Here is a 21881-nt window from a genome sequence, read left to right as displayed (position 1 = left end):
GTGAATCAGGGTTGCCGTCTGAGCGTAATGCGGGTCAGCTCTGACGGGCGGCCCAGCCGAACCGCCATGCCCGGCCAGAGCGCGGTGCCGTTATTGACATAGAGCTGCATTCCGTCCACCTGATAGAGACCGGAAACAAAGCCGCCGTTGGGTTTCGCAAACAGCCGGTCCAGTCCGACGATCAGACCGCCGTGAGTATGGCCCGACAGCTGCAGATCAACGCCCATCGCGGCGTTATGGCGGGCATTACGGGGCTGGTGATCCAGCAGGATCACCGGCGCATTGGCGGGCGCATGCTCCAGCGCTTTGGCCAGATCGGGCCCCTGTGCCTGCCTGGCCGGTGCGGATGCGTCGGGCAAACCGGCCACCACCAGCTTCGCCGTGCCGCGCTCGATCACCGTATGACTGTTGAGCAGTGGCTGAAGTCCCAGTGAAGCCAGATGTTCAGTCCAGATCGCCTGATGAAAGAAATACTCATGATTACCGGTGATCGCCCATACCCCATCAGGCGCCTGCAGGCCGCGCAGCGGAGCGACGTCGGCGCGCCGATGCTCAAGGCTGCCATCAATCACATCCCCGGTCACCACGATTAGGTCAACCCCCAGCGTCATCGCCTTCGCCACCGTGGCCTCACTCCACGCCGCATTAAACAGCCGCGTGATATGTAAATCTGTCAGCTGTAACAGCTGATAGCCATCAAATTCTGCCGGCAGGTCAGGGATCACCAGCGTCAGGTCTTTGACCGGCGGCACCCGTATCGCCTGGTAAACGCCGACGGTGGCCAGTCCCATGGCGAACAGCACCGCCAGATAGCGTACGCCGGGCACCAGTTCCAGCGGATGGCGCAGCAGCAGGGCCACCAGCGTCACCGCGTCAATCAGCATCTGGGTCAGCGCCAGCAACAGAACGGTGCTGTAAGCCCAGTTAAACAGAATAATAACGATCCGCGGCATCTCAGCCGAGAAAATGCCGCCCGAGGTGAAACGGCTGATCAGCAGATACTGGGAAGCCAGCAGCACCAGCATGGACAACAGAATTTTGACGACCAGCGGCAGGGATAAGGGAACAATGACGCGCGCAATAACGTACCAGCTGGGTAAGCTGAAAATCAGGTGAAACATAGCAATCTTCCCTTTGAGCGCTGAAGGTCAGCACAAGAAATAAGACCAGAATGTGCGTTATAAACCGCGAACTTTCACGGAATGCGCCGCTGTGTAGTGTATACGACTCTGGCGCTGCGGTGGCTTCACGACGAATGCTTTATGCAGAGATAACCGCGGGCAGCGGCAGGCGGGCAGAAGGGTTAAAGGAGACGCTGGTACGGGTTACCACAAGACGCCGTTGATAATGGCCGGAAAGCCGGCCATTGCGTTTAGCCGACGACCGGGCGTTTACTCTGCGACAGGGCTGCCATAAAGCTATCGTCCAGATGCAGATGCTGCTTAACCAGTTCCGGTGGCGTACTGGCCAGCCACTGATTGAGCGAGATATCGGCGTAATAGTCGCTCTTAAACAGCTCAAGGAAGCGTAACGGACCCTTGCCGGTATTTTCGATGTAATGACCCATGGCAAACGGCACGTAGCCGACATCACCAGCGCGATAATCAAAGGTGCGGGCCTGGCCTGACGAGGCGAATACGCCCATCCGGCCCTCGCCTTCCAGATAGTATTGCCATTCGTCGTTATTGGGATGCCAGTGCAGCTCGCGCAGCCCGCCGGGTTCGATTTCGACCAGCGCCGCGGCCACCTGCCGGGCTATCGGGAAGTTAGAGCTGTCAGTAATCCGCACCGTTCCGCCAGGTGCCTTTAACGGATCCTGAGCCAGCATCCGGTGGGTAAAACGCAGGGTGGATCGGGTGCCGCCCTGAACGCTGTCGGAGGCGGCGCGGTCAGGTGGCGTAGCGGCGAAAATATATTCGTCTGAGGGCGACGGCAGCTGAGAGAAGACAGAAACCGGGAGCTGAAAGTTTTTGGCGAGGATCTCTGGCGGAATGTGTTTAAACCAGTCTGAGAGCAGAAAGGTGCTGTCCTCATCAAATCCGCCATCGTCAAAGGCCAGCAAAAATTCACAGCCATCCGGTCCCAGCCCCTGAATGGAGTGCGGCACGCCGGGCGGGAAGTACCACAAATCGCCGACGCCGATATCATCGACAAACCAGCCGCCGTGAGTATCGAAGGCGGTCACCCGCGCCGTTCCGTAGGTCATGTAGGCCCATTCCGCTTGTTTGTGCCAGTGGAGTTCGCGGATGCCGCCAGCGTTGAGGCGCATATCGACCCCGGCAATGGTGGTGGAGATACCTAACTCGCGTTGTGTCACCTGCCGCGTCCAGCCGCCGCTGCCTTTACGCACGTGCGCATCGCTGAAGCTGTAACGCAGGTTAGGTAAGGTGCCGCTGTCGGTTGCGGGCGGATCAACCAGGTCGGGATTTTCTGCTTCGCGCATCGGGTCATGCGGGCCGGGATCGCGCCCGCCGGGTTTAGCACCGGCCGGGTAGGCTGCGACCTGATTATCATGGGCATGAACCTGACCCGCGGCCAGCGCCACGGTGCCACCGGCGGCAAAGGCCATAAAGCGTCGTCTGCTTAACGTTGTCATCGGCAATCTTCCTTCCGCTGTGAATAGAGTAGAGACGGTAATAGGTGCTGCCTATCCGTTATAAACAGAGAAGAAAGACGGCGTTTAACAAACTTGTAACGCGATCGGCGGCGGAGCAAACCAGTAAGCCCGGTTGATACATTTCCGGAGCGTCGGAAGAATGGTACATGTTGATTCAGGGTATAATTTCAGCCGGCCAGCCAGCGGGAAAAAGGCACGGAATGTCTAAATGTCAGGCGTACGTTTAACATCGGTTGAAGAAGCAGCAAGCGTTGCAGATGAAATAAAATGTTACGCATAAGGTTAGTGAAACTTATATCTTAGCCTGCTGATCGTGTTGTACCCCCGGCAGGGAGACGGTGAAATTATGCTCATAAAAAAGGTTGCCTGAGTCTCAGGCAACCTTTGCAGTGACGGCGCGGCCTCAATCCACAGCGTTAACGCAGTATGCCTGAGGTGGTTGTCGTCTCGTCGGTTACCCTGGTCATGGTTACCGGGATACTTTTATAGGCAGGAATACCGCTCTGCGTATCATGGCTGTCGAGCGGCACCATCACGTTAGCCTCGGGATAGTAAGCGCCGACCGAACCGGGAGCCATGTCGATGATTACAATCGTCAGGTTTTTCATCTGGCGTGAGGTCGGATTACCGTCCGGATCGAGCGCCATTAAATCGACCCGATCGCCGACGCGCAGCTGACGTTTCTCCGCCTCTTCGGCATTGATAAACAGCACGTCGCGGCGACCGGTGACGCCACGATAGCGGTCGTTGAGGCCGTATAACGTGGTGTTGTACTGGTCGTGGCTGCGTAGCGTAGTCAGCACCAGATCATGGCACTTCAGCGAACGCGGATCTTCATTAATCCCCTGCATCACCTTGAATTGCGCCCGACCGGATGGCGTATTCCACACGCGCTCAGAAGCGGCATTATAGAGCCGGAAGCCGCCCGGTTTTTTCACCCGCTCATTGAAGTTTTCAAACGCCGGGAAGACGGCTTCAATCGCATCACGGATGCGGTTGTAATCGGCCGCCATGGCGCGCCAGTCAACCACGCTGTCCGGCAGCGTGGCCTGAGCCAGCGCGGCCACCAGCGCCGGTTCAGATTTCAGGTGCGGTGAAGCCGGCTCCAGCGAGCCGCGCGAGGCATGCACCATCGACATAGAATCTTCCACCGTTACGCTTTGCGCGCCGGTAGCCTGCACATCGGTTTCGGTGCGGCCAAGAACCGGCAGCAGGTAGTTATGTTTGCCCAGCAGCAGGTGCGAGCGGTTGAGCTTGGTGGCCATATGTACCACCAGATCCAGCTTACGCATCGCCGGGAAGGTCACCTGAGGATCGGAAATGGCCTCCGCCAGGTTACCGCCCAGACAGAGCAGCGCTTTGGCTTTGCCATCACGCATCGCCTGTATCGCCTGAATAGCGCCGTGGCCGTGTTTCTGCGGCGGACGGAAGCCAAAAACGCGTTCCAGACGGTCGAGCAGCGACTGCGGCGGGATCTCGGTGATACCCACGGTGCGGTCGCCCTGCACATTAGAGTGGCCCCGCAGCGGACAGATGCCGGCACCGGGTTTACCGATGTTGCCGCGTAGCAGCAGCAGGTTGGCAATCTGCTGCACATTCTGGGTGCCATACTGATGCTGGGTAATGCCCATGCCATAACAGATGATGGTCCGCTCAGCGCTGGCATAGAGTCGGGCGATGTGCTGGATCTCTTCACGTGCCATGCCCGACACCTTCAGGATGTGCTGCCAGTCGGTGCTCTCCAGATCGGCCTTCAGCGCCTCGAACCCTTCGGTATGTTCATTAATAAAGGCTTCATCGATGACGCCGGGCTCGCCTTTACTCAGCGCCTCCTGATGCATCGACAGCAGGATCTTCATGACGCCTTTCAGCATCGCTGCATCGCCGCCGACCCGCACTTTGTAATAGGTCGATGCCAGCTCGGTCGAGCTGAGGGAGAGCATTTCAATCGGACTCTGGGGCGAGGTAAAGCGCTCGAGGCCACGTTCCCGCAGCGGGTTGATCGCAACGATGGTCGCGCCGCGTTTAGAGACTTCACGTAAGGTACCCAGCATGCGGGGATGGTTAGTGCCAGGGTTATGACCGATGCATAACACCAGATCGCAATGGTCAAAATCTTCCAGCTCTACCGTGCCTTTGCCGACGCCGATCGATTCCGGCAACCCGACGCTGGTCGGTTCGTGGCACATGTTGGAACAGTCGGGAAAATTATTGGTGCCATATTCGCGGGCGAATAGCTGCCACAGAAAAGCCGCTTCGTTGGAGGCGCGGCCCGAGGTGTAAAACTCTACGCTGTCGGGATCGTCATAACTGCGCAGATGTTCGCCGATCTCTTTAAACGCAGTCTCCCACTCGATTGGCTGGTAGGTGTCGGTGGCCGCATCATACTTCATCGGGTGCGTCAGTCGCCCTTCGCCTTCAAGGTGCAATGCGCTGCGCTGCCATAATTCAGTGACCGTATGCGCGGCAAAGAACGCCGGCGTGGTGCGTTTGCTGGTCGCTTCCCACGACACCGCTTTCGCGCCGTTTTCACAAAATTCAAACGAAGAGGCATGCTGAGGGTCGGGCCAGGCGCATCCCGGGCAGTCAAAGCCCTGTGGCTGGTTCACTTTGAACAGGGCAATCACATCCTGTTTGACTGACATCTGACCGCGAATGGCATCGGCAACCGCTTTCAGTGCGCCCCAGCCGCCTGCAGCGCCACCATAAGGGGCAATCCCGGTTGTGCGATTTTGCTCTTTCATAATGCTCCACATGGTCTGTATTGTTATTTTTGTAAGTCTGGTACACAAATAACCAACCCAGGGTGGATTCAGCGCATTATTTACTGAAATTTTTTCTCAAAATGTTTCTGGTATCACGATGTCGATTGCAGAGGTGTTGTTTGCGGATCAATAAAGCTGGCGCAGAATTGCGCCAGCAGAGAAATAAACGCAGCGAGGGAGCGAAACGTATTTACGCGGTTATCGCTACGCTATTATCGGCTCGCAGCAACAGCACGATTTCAGCTTACCGAAACCAGCGCTTTCGCCGGCTTCGCTTTCAGGCCAAAAAGTGTCGACAGGAAACTATTACGCTTGATGAGCATATAGCACAATGCACTCAATCCTGAAGCAATTGCCGTAACTATCAGCACATAGCTGACCGGATAATTATCCGGCAGGTAATCGTCCAGCAGCCAGGCAAAGCCAATCGCGATAGGGTAGTGAAGAATATAAACCACCAGCGCGGAATCAACCACCGTGTTCACGATGCGGCTCTCTTTCATCCGCAGCTTTTCAAAAAAGAAGATCACCCAATAAGAGAAGATCACCGAAAAGACGCTGCTGAGCAGTACCGGAATATATTTCGCTACCCCCTGCAGATTAAATTTCATCGTCAGGAAGAAAGCGCTATAACAGATTATCGCCAGCAGCGTGACAAAGGCGGTATTCAGCAGTGGATGTTTCGCTAATTGCGGAATCGCATCACGATTAAGATAAAGCGCATAGCCGGCTGCGTAATAAACGCAGAAACGTGCGGTCACTGGAATTAAGGTGATCAGCTCGCCCAGATCTTTAACTGCGAACTTCACCACAAACAGACTATTGGCGGCGATTATCAGGGCTGCCAGCCACAGCGGAAAGGGCAGGCGGCGGGCAAATGTCGCCAGCGTCTGGTACAGGCGGGCGGGCACAAAAAAGGAGATGGCCGACAGCGAGACCAGGAACCACAGATGGTGCAGCTGCATGTAGGCTGCCAGCAGTCCACTGGCCGAAGTATCGACCCCTTTTATCGTCGCGCTCAGCCAGTACATGATGCCGGGAATGAAAGCAAAGGCAGCAAGCAGCGGCACCAGCACGCGTTTGCGACGGTTCTCAAAGAAAAAGGACTGGCCTTTGCGTAAAAAAACCATGGCGGAGAACATGCCGGAGAGAAAGAAAAACGCCTCCATCCGGAAAGTATGGATGAATTCAATCAGTGAACTAAAAATCAGCGACGGGTTTTTATCCGCGACGTAATACCAGCTATTGCCACCAGGCAGGCTGCGGGCGGCATGATATAAAACACCTTCCAGAATAAGGATAGCACGCAGAAAATCGAGGCCGATATTCCGGCTCGATAAAAAAGCGGGTGTAGTCATTTTTATTACCTTAATAAATGACGAAGCGATAGTGTATGAAGTGACAGCGGCAGAATATCACTCTGAAGGTTAATTAACATATTGCGCCACACTTTTCAGAATTCCGCCAGTATGCCCTTTTTGTTGATCGTTAAATTATGATAAACCGGCCTGGCCGTTTTTTAGCGTCACTTTTTTATCAGAATAGCACGCACTGCTGCTGCTTTTAATCGCCCATTCTGGCGCAGCCCTTGCGGGACGGGCAACCGGATGCGGGTTAAACCGCGAACCGGGTAAAGCCTCGCTTAACATAGGGTTAAAAAATGTGCAGTGAGTAAGCGTTTTACTGATGTTTATTCGTCGCCGAATCGGCTTTTTTTTCGCGGACGGACATCGGAAGAGATAATCAATAAGCGCCACGGGTTTCGCTTATTGGCGATTTTTTCTGCGCAATACCGATTTAACCCGCATAACGCAGCGGCGACACGGCAAAATAATTTTGCAGCGGGTGAACTCTGGCTGATAATCTTTTTCAATTCGCCCTGCCAGAGTTATGCTCAATGAAGAATATTTTTTGTCATCTGCTTGTTTTCATCGCGTTCTGTTTATCTGCGGGCGTTGCGCTTGCCAGTCAGCAGGAGGATAAATTTATTATTGAAGCCTATGGCGGTTCCAGCACCAAAGGCGCGATGGCAGTCAGAAAAGACGGTAAATTGCGGGCGACCCTCACACCCAATAATGAAATTGCACAGTTAAACCAGATGCTGAAGGCCAGATATGGCACTGAGGTAGAGATTATCAATAAAGGTGCGCTGTCGGCGCAGTCGAAGGATCTGCTGAACGGGCGCAATTTTTACCGCAATAACAAAACCTGGCGTGAAGAGATGGCCGCCTCGCCGGCAGATCTTATCCTGCTCAACTTCGCCACCAATGACGCCCGCCACTATCACTTCAAAGATACTGAATCTGACTATATCGTCAGTCCGCTGCAATATCGGGCGATCATGTCTGAGCTGATCCGCGTGGCGCAGCAGTACGGGAAAGCGGTGATTGTTCAGGAGCCTCATCCATTGTGCGGCCGGGCGGAAAAATGGAACGTTGCGCCTTATGTTGCGCAAATCGACCGCCTGGCACGGGACGAAAATGTGCCGCTGGTCCCTCAGTATCAACGCATTCAGCAAATTAAAAACTGGCAAACGCTGATGTCGCCGGATTGTATTCATCCCTCCGACGCGCTCTATCAGATTAAAGCGCAGGAGACCTTCAGAGTGTTAGAGAGTCATTATGATCAGCAGATTAAGGCCGCAGTAAATGCCTCGCCAGCCGCTGTCCCGCCACGTTCCCAGGCGGGCTCACTCAGCCGGACCGGCAAGCAGGCGGGATAGGCAGCAGTGTAAAGCGGCAATGCGCCGGATAATTGAAAAAATCCGGCTTGCTTTTCCAGCGCGATCAGTCAGCTAGCTAAGCTGATTAGCCTATTTGCCGCTTTGCTTAGACCGCTGCATCAGATGTAGTGCCGGATACCGTAAATCGCCCAGAATATGGCGTTAGCACCGAGGTAAGCCCAACATCCCCAATAGGCAATAGGCTCGCGTTTGGTTCTGAGTTTAGGCAGGAATGCCAATAAATAGAGCGCTGAAGCAATAAGCGAAACGAAGTAGAAAAATTTCATCATTCTCTCCTGTTTAATTTCCTTTATTTTCAGGATAGCCAGGCCTCGCTATTTTGCTTAATCCGTTCCACAGGGTTTCAGACTGAAACGGTTTTACCGTGGCGGCGGACGATCGCGTCACGCTGCAACAGCCTGCCGGAAACGGCTGGATTTGCGCTGGATTAACAAATGATAGCGTCAGGATGTTTAGCGGGAAGGTTACAAACTATAATCAGCGCTGCACCGCTGTTACACAACCTGCAGGAATGCAGGCTTTGCGCCCGCCCTAAAAGGAAGAGACCCCGCTGATGTTTTCTCGTTTTTTTATTTATCGCCCCGTCTTCGCATGGGTCGTTGCCATTTTAATCATGCTGCTTGGCGCGCTCTCCATCACCTTGTTGCCGGTTGAGCAATATCCAGATGTGGCACCGCCGTCAGTGAATATCAGTGCCACCTATACCGGCGCCTCCGCTGAGACACTGGAAAACAGCGTCACCCAGGTGATTGAGCAGCAGCTGACCGGGCTGGATCATCTGCTCTACTTCACCTCCAGCAGCAGTTCGCAGGGCAATGTGACGGTTACGGTGACGTTCAGTCAGGGAACCGATCCCGACACGGCCCAGGTGCAGGTGCAGAACAAGGTGCAGCAGGCGCTGACCCGTCTGCCGAGCGAGGTGCAGCAGCTCGGCGTTACCGTCACCAAGTCCCAGTCCAACTTTTTGCTGGTGATGGGGCTGTATGACACCACCGGCAAAAGTAACAGCACCGACATCGGTGACTGGCTGGTGAGTAACATGCAGGAGCCGCTGGCAAGGATCGAAGGCGTCGGGGATATCCAGGTATTCGGCGGGCAATACGCGATGCGTATCTGGCTCGATCCGTTCAAACTCAACGCCTACGCACTGCAGCCTTCCGACGTGACGGCAGCGATTCGTTCGCAGAACATTCAGGTCTCCGCCGGTAAAATTGGCGGGCTGCCCTCGCCGCAGAATCAGCAGCTCACCGCCACGGTCAGGGCGCAGTCGCGGCTGCAGACGCCGGAACAGTTCCGCAACATCATCGTTAAAAGCGATACCCGCGGCGCCATTGTGCGGGTCGGTGATGTGGCGCGGGTCGAGCTGGGTGGTGAATCTTATGACATGACCACCCGGCTTAATGGTCATCCGGCGGCCGGTATCGGGGTGATGCTTGCCCCGGGCGCCAACGCGCTGGATACCGCCACTCTGGTGAAAAACAAAGTGGAAGAGTATCGCCACTCGATGCCGCAAGGTTACGAGGTGGCGTATGCGCTGGACAGCACCGACTTCATCAAAATCTCGGTGGAGGATGTGGTGATCACCCTGATCGAAGCGATAGCGCTGGTGGTGGTGGTGATGTACCTGTTCCTGCAAAACATCCGCGCCACGCTGATCCCGGCGCTGGCGGTGCCGGTGGTGCTGCTCGGGACCTTTGGCGTGCTGGCACTTTGCGGTTATACCATCAACACCCTGACCCTGTTTGCCATGGTGCTGGCGATCGGGCTGCTGGTGGATGACGCGATTGTGGTGGTCGAAAACGTCGAACGCATCATGCATGACGAAGGCTTGCCGGCCCGCGAGGCCACGGAAAAATCGATGAAAGAGATTTCCGGTGCGCTGATTGCTATCGCGCTGGTGTTGTCGGCGGTGTTTCTGCCGATGGCCTTTTTCGCTGGCTCGACCGGGGTGATCTATCGGCAATTCTCAGTCACCATCATCGCGGCGATGACCTTCTCAGTGCTGGTAGCGCTGACCCTGACGCCGGCGCTGTGCGGCATGTTGCTCCGCCCCGGCACGCCGCATCGCAAAGGATTCTTTGGCGGATTTAATCGCTTCTACGCCGCCACCGAGCGCCAGTATCGTCACAAGGTTGTCAGCACTCTGCGTCGTCCGCTGATTATGGTGTCGCTGTATGCCGCGATGGGCGTGGTACTGTTTGTGATGTTTACCCGCTTACCAGGCAGCTTTCTGCCAACCGAGGATCAGGGCAGCATTATGCTGCAGGCGACGCTGCCAGCGGGCGCCACTGCCAGCCGGACGGAAGCGGTCAATAAGCAGATCGTCGACTGGTTTCTTACTGAAGAGAAAGAGAACATCGACGTGGTGTTTACCATCAACGGCTTTAACTTCAGCGGGGCAGCGCAGAATGCCGGCATGGCGTTTATCAAGCTGAAAAACTGGGATCGGCGTCCCGGCAAGGAAAACTCGGCAGAGGCGATTGCCAGCCGCGCGACGTATGCGCTTTCCGCTATTCGTGATGCCCAGATATTTGCCCTGACGCCGCCGTCGGTGCCGGGCCTCGGACAGAATAATGGCTTTACCTATGAACTGCTGGCCAGTGGCGGCACCACCCGCGATGAGCTGGGCAAACTGCGCGATAGGCTGCTGCAAAACGCGGCGCAAAGCCCGGAACTGATCGGCGTGCGGGCCAATATCCTGCCGCAGACGCCGCAGTTGCAGGTTGATATTGATACTAATAAGGCGGTCGCGCTCGGGCTGCAGCTGGATGACGTTACCGATACCCTGACCAGCGCCTGGGGCGGGGCCTATATCAATGACTTTATCGATCGCGGCCGCGTCAAACGGGTGTACGTGCAGGGCGATGGCCAGTATCGCTCGGCACCGTCCGATCTGGATAAATGGTTTATTCGCAACAGTGAAGGCAGCATGACGCCGTTCTCTGCCTTCGCCTCAACCCGCTGGACAATGGGGCCGGAAAGCCTTAATCGCTATAACGGTTCTGCTTCCTATGAAATCCAGGGGCAGAATGCGGAAGGCTACAGTTCCGGCGATGCGATGAACACCATTGAACGGCTGGCCGATCAGCTTCCGGCCGGGACGACCGGCGCGTGGAGTGGACTGTCACTGCAGGAGAAGCAGGCAGGCGGGCAGTCCACCACGCTGTATGCGATCTCTATTCTGGTGGTGTTCCTCTGTCTGGCGGCGCTGTATGAGAGCTGGTCAGTGCCGTTTTCGGTGCTGCTGGCGGTACCGCTCGGCGTGCTGGGGACGGTAGTAGCGGTTGCGTTGCGCGGATTAAGCAACGACATCTATTTCCAGGTCGCGCTGCTTACCACCGTCGGCCTGACCTCTAAAAACGCCATCCTGATTATTGAGTTCGCCGAGGAGGCGGTGCGTCAGGGCAGCTCGCTGAGCGCGGCGGCACTGCAGGCGGCGCGGACCCGTTTACGGCCGATCATGATGACCTCACTGGCGTTTATCGCCGGGGTGATCCCGCTGGCGGTGGCGACGGGCGCGGGTGCCAACAGCCGTATCGCCATCGGTACCGGCATCATCGGCGGAACGCTGGCTGGCACGGTGCTGGCGTTATTCTTTGTGCCGCTGTTCTTCGTGCTGGTGAAGCACTACCTCACCCGACATCGCGCGGCGAAATAACCACAGGCACGTCTGCCGGCTCGCCCACAGACGTGCTGATTTTTACCCACAGGCGTGATGAACCGGTTTACCGGCACGGCACGGCGGGTTTTCGCAATAAAATCGGGGAACGGGCTGTCCGCCGCTTAAGATGAGATGCCATTCCATGGCGTAAAACGTCCTAAGGCGCCTTATTCAGAATTACTGGCAGGACGCCGACTGATCCTGCCCCCTTTCCGACCGGCTTCCCTGGCTTTTTCATGATCGTTTTTGAAATTGCCCCCACTGACTTTGCCTCCTGCACTGCCAGCTTCGCTCGCACGGCCCGGATCGTTGGCAAAATTGCCAGCACCACCTCGGTATTTCTGTTGTGTCATAGAGAGACCTCCTATCAACGTTCCATTAGATAAAAAGGACTAGCTAGTCACACCACGAAGCATAGATGACCGCTTCGTTTATGCCAATACAACCCCGGGAAAATGTTGTTTTCAGGCTGATTATCAGCGCGCACCGGGCGGGAAACGGCAGCGAGCCTGCGATCCCCAGGCTACCCTTATAAGCTCAACGAAAAAGGAGAACGCGATGACTGATGCAACCTTAATCGATACGCTTGAGTTTGGTTCTGACCCCCGGAAGCAAAAATATGAAATTTATGGCGATGATGCTCAGACACCGACCCATGCGGTGATTTATCGTCAACAGGACGGCGAATGGCAGGCGCTGGATGAGACACTGAGCTTTGCTGCCCAGGATGAGCAGGAAGAAGTGACCGGCTCAATGGGCTATGGCGCCGGCGACAGTCTGCCTGACCTGCGCGACTTACCGGCCGAGGCCCGGGAGCGCTGTGAGCAGCACTGGCATGAAAGTCGCGACGAGTAAGCAGTAACGTTGCCGGGATCGCTTCCCGGCTTATTTTATGCTGCTTAAACGCGCTGTTTTCATCGTTTTCACCACCTACAGTAATTGTTAAAGCTTTTCCCGCTATTGGCGATAACGAACAGGCGTTGAGCGTGCCGATCAATGATGATTCCGGCCCTCAGCCATGAGTTCTGAACGCGTACGGACCTGCTTTTAGCCCTCCTTTTAAACACACCAGAAAGCGCTTTCTTTAGCGCAAAATCATTCTTATCACAGCGAAAACAATAATATGTCGATTATTAAGGCGATAAAAAAACGCCTGCCTGCTGCCCGTTTTGGGCGTAGCAGCCAGCCTGCGAATGGCACTTTTGATTGTCGTGCGTTGCCGGCGTCGCTCAGCGCGGCGGGATTAAGCCAGCGCGCAGGCGGTCTGCTGATGACTTTTATTCCGCCTGAAGCGGATTTTCAGCGGGCCAGTCAGGCCTGGCAACGCTTTACGTCCGCTGACCTGACGGTCCTGACGCTCTCCTCTAATGGCGCGCTAAGCAGCAGCGGTCGCCAGACTACCTATTGCGACGGTGCCGGTCAGGAAGGAAGCTGGCTCTGGTTGCCTGACAGCCTGATTGCGCGGCATGAAACGCACATTATTGACCTGCACGTGCAGGATACCCACACCGCCAGCCAGCGGATCACAGCGATACAGCAGGAGCTGGAGCGGTTGCAGTTGCGGATGCCGCTCTCTGCCGATCGGACCTTCGCGATGATCTACTGCGACGGTCTTTCTGCCTCGGAAGGTTTCCTGATGCAGGCCTGGTACAACAGCGGACGTTTCCCCTGTCTGGCGATTGGCGGATCGGCCGGCGGTAAAATCAGCTTTGACGGCACCTGGATTGGGGTTGGCGGCAAGATACTACAGGGCAAAGCGGTAATTATTTTTTGCCAGATGGCAGCGGGAAAATCGTTTGCCCCGTTCAAAAGCCAGAACTTTACGCCGCTCGACAACAGCTGGTTGATCGCCGAGGCCGATCCGATCGCGCGCACCGTCAGTTCGGTATTTAACCGTCAGGGCCAGCAGCAATCGCTGGTTTCCGCGCTATGCACCCACCTGAACTGCAAACAGACCCAGCTGACAGAACGGCTACAGGGGCTGACTTTTGGCGTCAGGGTCGGCGATGAATACTTTATTCGTTCGGTGGCCAAAATTGAGTCTGACAGCGTGCAGTTTTTCTGCGATCTGGAGTTTGGCGACCGGCTGTTCCTGATGCAGGAAAAGGACTTCAAACAGGCGACGCAGCTGGAGTGGCAGGCGTTTGCCCGTCAGCACGGCAAACCGGCGGCGATACTGATGAACGACTGTATTCTGCGTCGCGTCGGAAATGCCGGTCAGTTACACGACGCCCACTTTTTCAAAGGTATCCCGGCGGCGGGATTCTCCAGCTTTGGCGAGATCCTTGGCGTGCCGATCAACCAGACGCTGTCGGCGCTGGTGTTCTTTAATCATGAGGTGAAAGCGATGAGTCAGTTTCCGGTGGAGTACGCCGGGTACGCGGCACACTATGCGCAACGGGCATTACGTCGCTGGGAAGCGCTGAACAGCGTACAGACGGGGGTGCTTGATCGGGTGATCAGCTATCAGCAGGCGCTGACGCCGCTGATGGAGGCACTGCCGGTATTAGAGCGCGCCACCCAAAGTCAGGGCGAAACCCTGAGCCTGGCGGAAAACAGCATTCGCGCCATCAGCGACATCGCCACCCAGAGCCAGCAGGCGCAGGGCCGGCTGGATGACGGGCTGGACGATCTGGAGAAAATTTCGCACGGGATTAACGAGATAACCCACGGCATCAGTAACATCGCCTTCCAGACCAATATTCTGGCACTGAACGCGGCAGTGGAAGCCGCCCGTGCCGGTGAAGCGGGCCGGGGTTTTGCGGTGGTGGCTGGCGAAGTGCGTCGGCTGGCACACTCCTCCAAAGAGCAGGCTGAGGCTACCGCCAGTAACATCAGTGAGGCGGTGAGCACCATCGCACGCATCCGGCTGGTGGCCAGTGACAGTGCGCAGACCGCGACCCAAATGGCCGCACGCAGCATCAGTGCCGCTGACACCCTGGCGACCATGAATCAGCAGACCCGTCATGAGCGCGCCGATATTGCTAAACACCTCGGCAGCCTGCGTGAATTAACCCAGGGTATGGATGCGATGCAGGATGCGGTGGCGCAGCTAAAAGTGTTACAGGTTCTGTCTGGCGGGCAGGTTAACGGCTGATTTTTCAGCAAAAAAGACAACAAAGTGCGGTGCAGGCGTATCGGCCAGGCAAGCCGCGCCTGCAGTTGTTACACTTGACGGTGATTAACCACGCAGAGGTACCAATGAAAATTAAAAGTTATGCAGCCATGCAGGCTGGTCAGGCGCTTGAACTTTATGAATACGATGTTGCTGAACTTGCAGCAGAAGAGGTTGAAGTAGAGGTTGAGTATTGTGGCGTCTGCCACTCTGACCTGTCGATGATCGACAACGAGTGGGGCATTTCACAGTTTCCCGTTATTGCCGGACATGAAGTGATTGGACGGGTTTCTGCGCTGGGCGACGCGGCAAAAAACAAAGGCCTGTCGATTGGTCAGCGGGTGGGCATTGGCTGGACCGCGAAAAGCTGTCAGCACTGCGACGCCTGTATCAATGGTGAGCAGGTTAACTGCCAGCAGGGCAGCATTCCGACCATCATGAACAAGGGTGGTTTTGCTGAGAAACTGCGTGCCGACTGGCAATGGGTGATCCCGCTGCCGGAGAAACTGGACGTTACCACCGCCGGTCCGCTGCTGTGTGGCGGTATCACCGTCTTCAAACCGCTGCTGATGAGCAACATCACCGCTACCAGCCGGGTTGGCGTGATCGGTATCGGTGGTCTCGGCCACATCGCCATTAAAATTCTGCATGCAATGGGTGCGGAAGTGGTGGCATTCAGCTCAACGCCAGACAAGAAACAATCGATTCTGGACATGGGCGCAGACGAAGTGGTTAACAGCCGTGACGCTGAAGCGCTGAAACAGCAGGCGGGTCGTTTCGATCTGATCCTCAGCACTGTCGCGGTCGATCTGGACTGGAAACCGTATTTCGCGGCGCTGGCACCTAAAGGTAAATTCCATACCGTCGGTGCAGTGATGAAGCCGTTCCAGGTGGGTGCGTTTGACCTGATCATGGGTGACAAAGCGGTAACCGGTTCTTCGACCGGCTCGCCGGGTCAGCTGCGTTCGTTACTGAAGCTGGCTTCGCGTGCTGATATTGCGCCGCAGGTTGAGTTCTTCCCGATGTCAGACATCAATAAAGCGCTGGAACACGTGCGCGCCGGTAAAGCTAATTACCGTGTGGTGTTGAAAGCCGATTTCTGATAATCGTCTTATGAAAACCGATGCCGCAGATTTCTGCGGCATTTTTTTTGCTTTCAGCGGGTTACCAGCCCGCAGTGGAGCCCGGCGGCGATCACTTCTTCCGCCGTCACGTTAAGCCATTTTTCCGGCGTTAAGACCGGAAGCTGATCGCGCCACGCGACTACCAGCTGATAGCCCAGCGTGTAACCGTACCAGCGGGGATAGGTTCCGCTGCCAAAGAACCAGGCAGCATGATCGTAATGAGGGTTATTCAACGCCGCCAGCGTGACCGGATTGTCCAGCAGCCACTGCCGTTCAGATGCCCGCTCCCACCGTTCGGGTGGTGAGTCCAGTAACCAGCAAACAAACTGTCCAGCCAGCCCTTCACTTACCAGCGCGTCGCCTGGCGTCCAGCCGTATCCGGGACCCGCCATGCGCAAACAGTGATGTACTTCGTGCAGGATAGTGCGCATCAGCGCACCGCTGCTAAGTGTCTGCGCCAGTTGAGGATTAGCCGGATCGATTGTCAGACCAAACAGCGTCGCACTATAGGCGTAGCCGCCGGTACCGGTTTCCGGAATCACCGCCGCTGGCGCGCACTGAACCAGAATATCGAGGCGCGGTGGCGGCATAACCGCTGACAGGATCTGGCATGCCGCATCAGACTGGTGGGTAATCTCCGTTTGATAATCCTGTAAATCGCCTGACGCTTCCAGCCAGTGCAGTTTCCATTGTTCAGCCATTATTCACTCCTGCAGCGGATCAGATTGAGCCGGAAAAGCGGTCAGGTTTCGCTGCCCGGCCTGAACCTCACCGACGCGGATATCCAAATGCGTCAGCCGATCGGTTTTGCCTTCGTGTCATCCAGCTTAGCTGCGACATGACGACACTGTCATCTCCGACGCGCGCGAATTTTGCCGATTGCGACGAGGGATTTGGCTGAGCCAGCAGGTTGGCCCGATTTCATCGATCACTGTCCATCGAGCCTGTCACGCCAGCGTTCGCAACCGGGTAAAGTCACTCCATCGCAGCAATGACGTCGCCGACGCTGGCTGCACTCGACTGAACACAGACCGGAGCCTGATTATGAAATTGACCCAAGTCCGTAACGCCACGCTGGTGCTGCACTATGCCGGCAAGAAATTCCTGATTGACCCGATGCTGGCTGAAAAAGAAGCCTGGCCGGGCTTTGTCGGCAACGCCCGTCCGCACCTGAGAAATCCGATGGTTGAACTGCCGATGCCGATTTCGCAGCTGCTGGATGTCGATGCGGTTATCCTTACCCACACCCATACCGATCACTGGGACGAGGCCGCGCAGCAGCTGGTGCCAAAAACGATGATGATTTATACCCAGAATCACAGCGATGCTGACCTGATTCGCTCTCAGGGTTTCCTCAACGTTCAGGTGCTGCAGGAAGAAAATGCGTTTGTCGACGGCCTGACGATCTATAAAACTGACGGCCAGCATGGCAGCAACGCGCTGTATGCCGACAAAGTCATGGCAGATCTGCTGGGCGATGCCTGCGGACTGGTGTTTACTCATCCGACGGAAAAAACGCTCTATATTGCGGGCGATACTGTCTGGGTTAAGCCATATGTAAGAAGCCTGCAACGTTTTCAGCCGGACGTGGTGGTGCTGAATATCGGTAATGCGACTAACGATCTCTATGGCCCGATTATTATGGGAAAAGAGGATACACTGCACACGCTGGAGATCGTGCCTGAGGCAACGCTGGTCGCGTCGCACATGGAAGCGATCAACCACTGTCTGCTGACCCGTGCCGAGCTGCGGGCCTATACCGATCAGCAGGGGATAACCGATAAAGTGCTTATCCCGCAGGACGGTGAAACTATAACGTTCTGACCGGCACGCCGGATCAGAGCACTTTTCTCCTGCTCGCCAGCTGGGGGAGCCGACGATTAAGGAGGCGAGATGACTGCGTTGAATGTTGCAGTGGTAGCGACGGCTGGATTCAGTCCGTTCCACTTTTCGGTTCCCTGCATCCTGTTTGGATCAGCGATGCCGCAGCCGGATCTTTTCCGTGTCACAATCTGCGCCGAAAAGCCCGGCACGGTTCTGTCGGAGATCGGCCTGTCGATTAATGTGGAACATGGGCTTGAACAGCTGGATACGGCGGATATTATCATTCTGCCGTACTGGCACAATCCGGCTGAAAAGCCCGATCAGCGGCTGCTCGATAAGCTGGCCGCTGCCTGGCAGCGCGGCGCTGAAGTGGTCGGGCTGTGTCTGGGTACCTATGTGCTGGCCTATGCTGGTCTGCTCGACCAGCATCGTGCCGCGACCCACTGGGAATTTGAACGTGACTTCAGCCAGCGCTTTCCGCAGGTTCATCTCGACAGTAATGCGCTCTATACCCGCGACGATCGCCTGATTACCTCGGCAGGAACCGCCGCCGGCATCGACTGCTGTCTGGATATCATCCGTAAGCACTACGGCAGCGCTGTGGCTAATCGGGTGGCCAGAAGAATGGTGGTGCCGCCGTATCGTGAAGGGGGGCAGGCGCAGTTTATTGAGCGCCCGGTACCGGAGAATACCCGTGACGGCAAAATCAATACGCTGCTGGAGTCGCTGCGGCGCAACCTGCATCAGCCGCACGATCTGGATTCACTGGCGCGTTCGGCTGGTATGAGCCGGCGAACGCTGACGCGCCATTTTTTCAAGGCGACCGGGATGACGCTGGGCGACTGGCTGACGGCGGAGCGACTGCAACGCAGCCAGGAACTGCTGGAAACTACCGATATCAGTATTGAGAGCGTGGCCGAAAAAGTGGGCTTCACCTCACCTATCTCTTTTCGTCAGCGTTTCAAACATCGATTTGGCGTCGCCCCCAGCGAATGGCGGCGAACTTTCCGCGGGCCGTTGCCGGTCACCACCGCAGAACACGGCTAGTTATGACCAGACGCTCGCCATAACATCGACGGCGGATAAAAAAGCGTGCCGGAAAATTCAGCGTGCAGGCGCGGCCAAATTTTCCGGAACGGAATCAGCCAGGATTAAAGCAGAAAATCATCCAGTGACTGGCCGTTTTCGAGAGCGGTTTTAATCGGTGATGGCGTACGGCCCTGACCGGTCCAGTATTTCAGCTCGCCATTTTCATCGCGGTACTGATATTTTGCCGGGCGCCTGGTGCGCTTTTTACCGCTGCGGGTGGCCGGGGACAGGCCCGCTAACAGTTCAGTCGGGTCGATTCCGTCTTCCTTTAGCAGTTCACGGTACATCGCCAGTTTTTCAGCTTTTTCGCGCGCTTCGGCCGCCTGGGCTTCCTCTGCTTCGCGTCGTTCTCTGACCACTGTCTCTAATTTCTGCACCATCTCGTCCAGCACATCTAACGTTATATTGCGCGACTGCGCGCGCAGGGTGCGGATATTATTCAGGCTGCTCAGGTTTTCACTCATAAAAAAGGTCCTTCAGTACTCACATTAATTTACAGCGCACATTCACTGTAAGCGGTAAGGATACCATTCATCCCACTGATTTTTGAAGGGTTGCGGCCGATTCGGGGATGAGATCAAGGCAGACTGAATTAGGGCAGGCGGCTTTATGCACCAGGGTTTAGAATGCGGGCGCAAAAATGAAACACTCTGCATAACACAACAATGATATTTGTACTTTTGCCCTCCATTAACTGTGCTTAACTCAGTGAAAGGGTTTGAATAAGGATGGGCATGAAGTTTCGCAGCAAAAATGCGGCACCCGCGCCAAAGATTTCGCCGCTACTCAAAAGCATTACGTTATCAGGTCTGGTACTCACCGTGGTGGTCATCGGTATCAATCTGTGGACGCTGCGTGAAGACTGGCGTGACGCCGTTAACCAGACTGAAGAGATGGCGGTCAATCTGTCCCTGTCACAGGCGCGACAGGCAGAAGATACCTTTCTGCAGACGGAACTGTCGCTGCGCGAAGTACAGCGCGACCTGCAGAGCCAGATAGTGAACAATCGTGTCGATGGTGATGCGCTGAGTCAGACTATGCGCCTGTTGCAAAATCGGCTGCCGCAGCTGCACGGATTGTTCTATTACGATGCCCAGGGCCGCTGGATCGCTACCTCGATGAGCCGGACGCCGATCGGTATCAATAATTCCGATCGAGAGTATTTCAGTTATCACCGCGCCAGTCTGCGTAGCAGCGTGCATGTCGGGCCGGTGCTCCGCAGCCGTACCACCGGCGATCTGGTGATTCCGGTGTCGCTGCGCGTCAATGATGGCTCAAATGGTTTTGATGGTGTCCTGCTCGCGACCATAAAAGTGGACTACTTTCGCCACTTCTACAGCTATTACGAGCTGGGCGCGCGCGACGTACTGGTGCTGATGCTGGCAGACAGCACGGTACTTTATGCCCGGCCGAAGCCGGACAGCTATATTGGCAAAAACCTCTCCTCAAGCCCTCTGTTCCGCAAAATGCTGGCCGATGCCGATCAGGGCAGCGGGCAGTGGAAGGCCGCGCTTGATGGCGAAAAACGTATCTTCGGCTTTGCACGATCTCAACGTTATCCACTGATTGTCGCCGCCGGCTACGACAAATCTGCGCTGTTTAGCCGCTGGATTAACGAGCGGGTACAGGATGTGATGCTGAGCCTCGCACTGCTGGCGGTGATCCTTTCGCTCAGTGCTTTTTTGCTGCGTCAGGCGCGACATACACTGCGCTACCAGCGGGAACTGACCCGACTGCGTGACGAGCTGACTGCGGCAAATCTTTCTCTGCAGAGCCTGGCAAATAGCGATGGCTTAACCGGCGTCGCTAACCGCCGCTACTTTGATCGGAGACTGTATGAAAGTCTGCAACAGGCCAGAGTTCAGGGCTGGCCGGTCTCTCTGATTCTGATCGATATCGACTATTTTAAACATTACAACGATACCTACGGACACGTAGCGGGCGATGAGTGCCTGAAAACGGTCGCGTCGATTCTGAAAAACTTTGCACTGCGTAAAAATGATCTGCCGGCCCGTTATGGCGGTGAAGAGTTTGCGATTATTCTGCCGCGCTACAGCTCCGAAGAGGCGTCAAAACTGGCCAGGGCGATAGTTGAGGCGGTTTACCGGCTGAATATTCCGCATCTAACCAGCGGACTGCCGGCAAAACGGATCACGCTCAGCGCCGGCTGTGCAACCCAGCGCGGCATTGCCGGACAGCAGGCATTGTCAGACCTGATTGAACGGGCGGATGAAGCCCTGTACCGCGCTAAGCGGAAAGGGCGCAATCGTGCAGAATGTGAAAAGCCAGACGGTTAAGCACCGTTGATCACTTGCGGCGTTACCGCTGTGGCATGGTAGTCGCTCAACCAACTCAGGGAGTGACTATGTCAAACGATACGGGGTTCAGCCATCTTGCTCTGCAGGTCCGCGATCTGGAAAAAAGTGTGGATTTTTACCAGCGTTATGCCGGAATGCAGGTTATTCATCATCGCGAGCCTGGCATTGCGGAAGCGCAGAAAGTGGCGTGGCTGTCAGATTTAACCCGGCCATTTGCACTGGTGCTGGTGCAGTCGGCTCACCTGGAGGATACGCCGCTGGGGCCGTTTGGTCATATTGGCGTCGCCTGTGCCACTCGTGAGGAAATTGATGCCAAAGTAGCGCTGGCGCAGCAGGAAGGTGTATTACGTCGGCCCGCGCAGCAGTCCGGCGCACCGGTGGGTTACTGGGCTTTCTTCGCCGATCCTGACGGGAATACGCTTGAGCTTTCTTATGGTCAACAAATTGGCCTGGAAATTATCATGGCGCGCAACGCCACCTCGCAACAGAACGATTGATTATTGTCCGATGTTGTTTAGCGCTATGGCCGGTTGGGTCACAGAGTAATGCAAGAGCGTCGTCGGAATAGGAGAACAGGCATTCGGGGAGAGCTGACGGCTGGCATTACCGTGTAATCAGATTTGTG

16 protein-coding genes are annotated in these 21881 nt (G+C 56.0%); 9 read left to right on the top strand and 7 right to left on the bottom strand.

The genetic code is table 11. The annotated features are described in order from the left end of the window. Positions 1-5: 5 nt before the first annotated feature. From AABB92_RS21110 to AABB92_RS21095, 4 genes are all read right to left on the bottom strand, one after another. Entirely contained in the window at positions 6-1121 is a 1116-nt protein-coding gene (locus AABB92_RS21110; RefSeq protein WP_046289425.1) for a metallophosphoesterase, read from the bottom strand. 251 nt (positions 1122-1372) lie between these two features. Continuing rightward, positions 1373-2596, bottom strand: a complete 1224-nt coding sequence (locus tag AABB92_RS21105) for a cupin domain-containing protein (RefSeq protein ID WP_031378222.1) — start codon at positions 2594-2596, stop codon at positions 1373-1375. A 437-nt stretch (positions 2597-3033) separates the two neighbouring features. Next, the gene (locus AABB92_RS21100) at positions 3034-5361 is read right to left on the bottom strand and encodes an FdhF/YdeP family oxidoreductase (protein ID WP_046289424.1); all 2328 of its coding nucleotides are present in this window, start codon (positions 5359-5361) and stop codon (positions 3034-3036) included. 260 nt (positions 5362-5621) lie between these two features. After that, entirely contained in the window at positions 5622-6740 is a 1119-nt protein-coding gene (locus AABB92_RS21095) for an acyltransferase family protein (RefSeq protein ID WP_031378084.1), read from the bottom strand. A 539-nt stretch (positions 6741-7279) separates the two neighbouring features. On the opposite strand from AABB92_RS21095, the gene AABB92_RS21090 reads away from it, so the two are divergent. Both AABB92_RS21090 and AABB92_RS21085 read left to right on the top strand, forming a co-directional pair. Continuing rightward, positions 7280-8104 (top strand): SGNH/GDSL hydrolase family protein, encoded by an 825-nt coding sequence (locus AABB92_RS21090; RefSeq protein WP_046289423.1) that lies wholly within the window; start codon positions 7280-7282, stop codon positions 8102-8104. Positions 8105-8678: 574 nt separating this feature from the next. After that, on the top strand, positions 8679-11783 hold the full coding sequence (locus AABB92_RS21085) for an efflux RND transporter permease subunit (protein WP_046289422.1): 3105 nt from the start codon (positions 8679-8681) through the stop codon (positions 11781-11783). A 170-nt stretch (positions 11784-11953) separates the two neighbouring features. On the opposite strand, the gene AABB92_RS21080 is transcribed toward AABB92_RS21085, so the two are convergent. Then, positions 11954-12139 (bottom strand): con-10 family general stress protein, encoded by a 186-nt coding sequence (locus AABB92_RS21080; RefSeq protein WP_072051034.1) that lies wholly within the window; start codon positions 12137-12139, stop codon positions 11954-11956. Between the two features lie 205 nt (positions 12140-12344). On the opposite strand from AABB92_RS21080, the gene AABB92_RS21075 reads away from it, so the two are divergent. From AABB92_RS21075 to ahr, 3 genes are all read left to right on the top strand, one after another. After that, entirely contained in the window at positions 12345-12641 is a 297-nt protein-coding gene (locus AABB92_RS21075; protein WP_031378086.1) for a hypothetical protein, read from the top strand. A 268-nt stretch (positions 12642-12909) separates the two neighbouring features. Continuing rightward, on the top strand, positions 12910-14883 hold the full coding sequence (locus AABB92_RS21070; protein ID WP_031378087.1) for a methyl-accepting chemotaxis protein: 1974 nt from the start codon (positions 12910-12912) through the stop codon (positions 14881-14883). Between the two features lie 104 nt (positions 14884-14987). Further along, positions 14988-16004, top strand: coding sequence for an NADPH-dependent aldehyde reductase Ahr (gene ahr / locus AABB92_RS21065; RefSeq protein ID WP_031378088.1), 1017 nt, complete (start codon positions 14988-14990; stop codon positions 16002-16004). A 53-nt stretch (positions 16005-16057) separates the two neighbouring features. Here ahr and AABB92_RS21060 read toward each other — a convergent pair whose 3' ends face one another. After that, positions 16058-16726 (bottom strand): DUF2268 domain-containing putative Zn-dependent protease, encoded by a 669-nt coding sequence (locus tag AABB92_RS21060; RefSeq protein ID WP_031378089.1) that lies wholly within the window; start codon positions 16724-16726, stop codon positions 16058-16060. A 343-nt stretch (positions 16727-17069) separates the two neighbouring features. Between AABB92_RS21060 and AABB92_RS21055 the strand changes: the two genes are divergently transcribed. Together AABB92_RS21055 and AABB92_RS21050 are read left to right on the top strand one after the other, a co-directional pair. Then, positions 17070-17849 (top strand): MBL fold metallo-hydrolase, encoded by a 780-nt coding sequence (locus AABB92_RS21055; RefSeq protein ID WP_046289421.1) that lies wholly within the window; start codon positions 17070-17072, stop codon positions 17847-17849. Between the two features lie 69 nt (positions 17850-17918). After that, positions 17919-18896, top strand: coding sequence for a GlxA family transcriptional regulator (locus AABB92_RS21050; RefSeq protein ID WP_031378090.1), 978 nt, complete (start codon positions 17919-17921; stop codon positions 18894-18896). A 104-nt stretch (positions 18897-19000) separates the two neighbouring features. On the opposite strand, the gene AABB92_RS21045 is transcribed toward AABB92_RS21050, so the two are convergent. Further along, positions 19001-19402, bottom strand: a complete 402-nt coding sequence (locus AABB92_RS21045) for an H-NS family histone-like protein (protein WP_031378091.1) — start codon at positions 19400-19402, stop codon at positions 19001-19003. Positions 19403-19672: 270 nt separating this feature from the next. On the opposite strand from AABB92_RS21045, the gene AABB92_RS21040 reads away from it, so the two are divergent. Both AABB92_RS21040 and AABB92_RS21035 read left to right on the top strand, forming a co-directional pair. Then, positions 19673-21235 carry a sensor domain-containing diguanylate cyclase gene (locus AABB92_RS21040; protein WP_031378092.1) on the top strand — a complete coding sequence of 521 codons (1563 nt, stop codon included), beginning with the start codon at positions 19673-19675 and terminating at the stop codon, positions 21233-21235. A 68-nt stretch (positions 21236-21303) separates the two neighbouring features. Beyond that, positions 21304-21753: a VOC family protein gene (locus AABB92_RS21035; protein ID WP_031378093.1), complete on the top strand. Its 450-nt coding sequence runs from the start codon at positions 21304-21306 to the stop codon at positions 21751-21753. Positions 21754-21881 lie beyond the last annotated feature (128 nt).

Origin of the sequence: Pantoea brenneri, from assembly GCF_038594305.1 — a bacterium.
Taxonomy (GTDB): Bacteria; Pseudomonadota; Gammaproteobacteria; order Enterobacterales; family Enterobacteriaceae; genus Pantoea; species Pantoea brenneri.
The sequence above is the reverse complement of the archived record's forward strand: the minus strand, read 5'-3'. Positions and strand labels throughout refer to the sequence as shown.

Bases quoted from the DNA above. Each gene is read 5' to 3' on its own strand.
- AABB92_RS21110 (WP_046289425.1), bottom strand. From the start codon at position 1,121: ATGTTTCACCTGATTTTCAGCTTACCCAGCTGGTACGTTATTGCGCGC.
- AABB92_RS21105 (WP_031378222.1), bottom strand. From the start codon at position 2,596: ATGACAACGTTAAGCAGACGACGCTTTATGGCCTTTGCCGCCGGTGGC.
- AABB92_RS21100 (WP_046289424.1), bottom strand. From the start codon at position 5,361: ATGAAAGAGCAAAATCGCACAACCGGGATTGCCCCTTATGGTGGCGCT.
- AABB92_RS21095 (WP_031378084.1), bottom strand. From the start codon at position 6,740: ATGACTACACCCGCTTTTTTATCGAGCCGGAATATCGGCCTCGATTTT.
- AABB92_RS21090 (WP_046289423.1), top strand. From the start codon at position 7,280: ATGAAGAATATTTTTTGTCATCTGCTTGTTTTCATCGCGTTCTGTTTA.
- AABB92_RS21085 (WP_046289422.1), top strand. From the start codon at position 8,679: ATGTTTTCTCGTTTTTTTATTTATCGCCCCGTCTTCGCATGGGTCGTT.
- AABB92_RS21080 (WP_072051034.1), bottom strand. From the start codon at position 12,139: ATGACACAACAGAAATACCGAGGTGGTGCTGGCAATTTTGCCAACGAT.
- AABB92_RS21075 (WP_031378086.1), top strand. From the start codon at position 12,345: ATGACTGATGCAACCTTAATCGATACGCTTGAGTTTGGTTCTGACCCC.
- AABB92_RS21070 (WP_031378087.1), top strand. From the start codon at position 12,910: ATGTCGATTATTAAGGCGATAAAAAAACGCCTGCCTGCTGCCCGTTTT.
- ahr (WP_031378088.1), top strand. From the start codon at position 14,988: ATGAAAATTAAAAGTTATGCAGCCATGCAGGCTGGTCAGGCGCTTGAA.
- AABB92_RS21060 (WP_031378089.1), bottom strand. From the start codon at position 16,726: ATGGCTGAACAATGGAAACTGCACTGGCTGGAAGCGTCAGGCGATTTA.
- AABB92_RS21055 (WP_046289421.1), top strand. From the start codon at position 17,070: ATGAAATTGACCCAAGTCCGTAACGCCACGCTGGTGCTGCACTATGCC.
- AABB92_RS21050 (WP_031378090.1), top strand. From the start codon at position 17,919: ATGACTGCGTTGAATGTTGCAGTGGTAGCGACGGCTGGATTCAGTCCG.
- AABB92_RS21045 (WP_031378091.1), bottom strand. From the start codon at position 19,402: ATGAGTGAAAACCTGAGCAGCCTGAATAATATCCGCACCCTGCGCGCG.
- AABB92_RS21040 (WP_031378092.1), top strand. From the start codon at position 19,673: ATGAAGTTTCGCAGCAAAAATGCGGCACCCGCGCCAAAGATTTCGCCG.
- AABB92_RS21035 (WP_031378093.1), top strand. From the start codon at position 21,304: ATGTCAAACGATACGGGGTTCAGCCATCTTGCTCTGCAGGTCCGCGAT.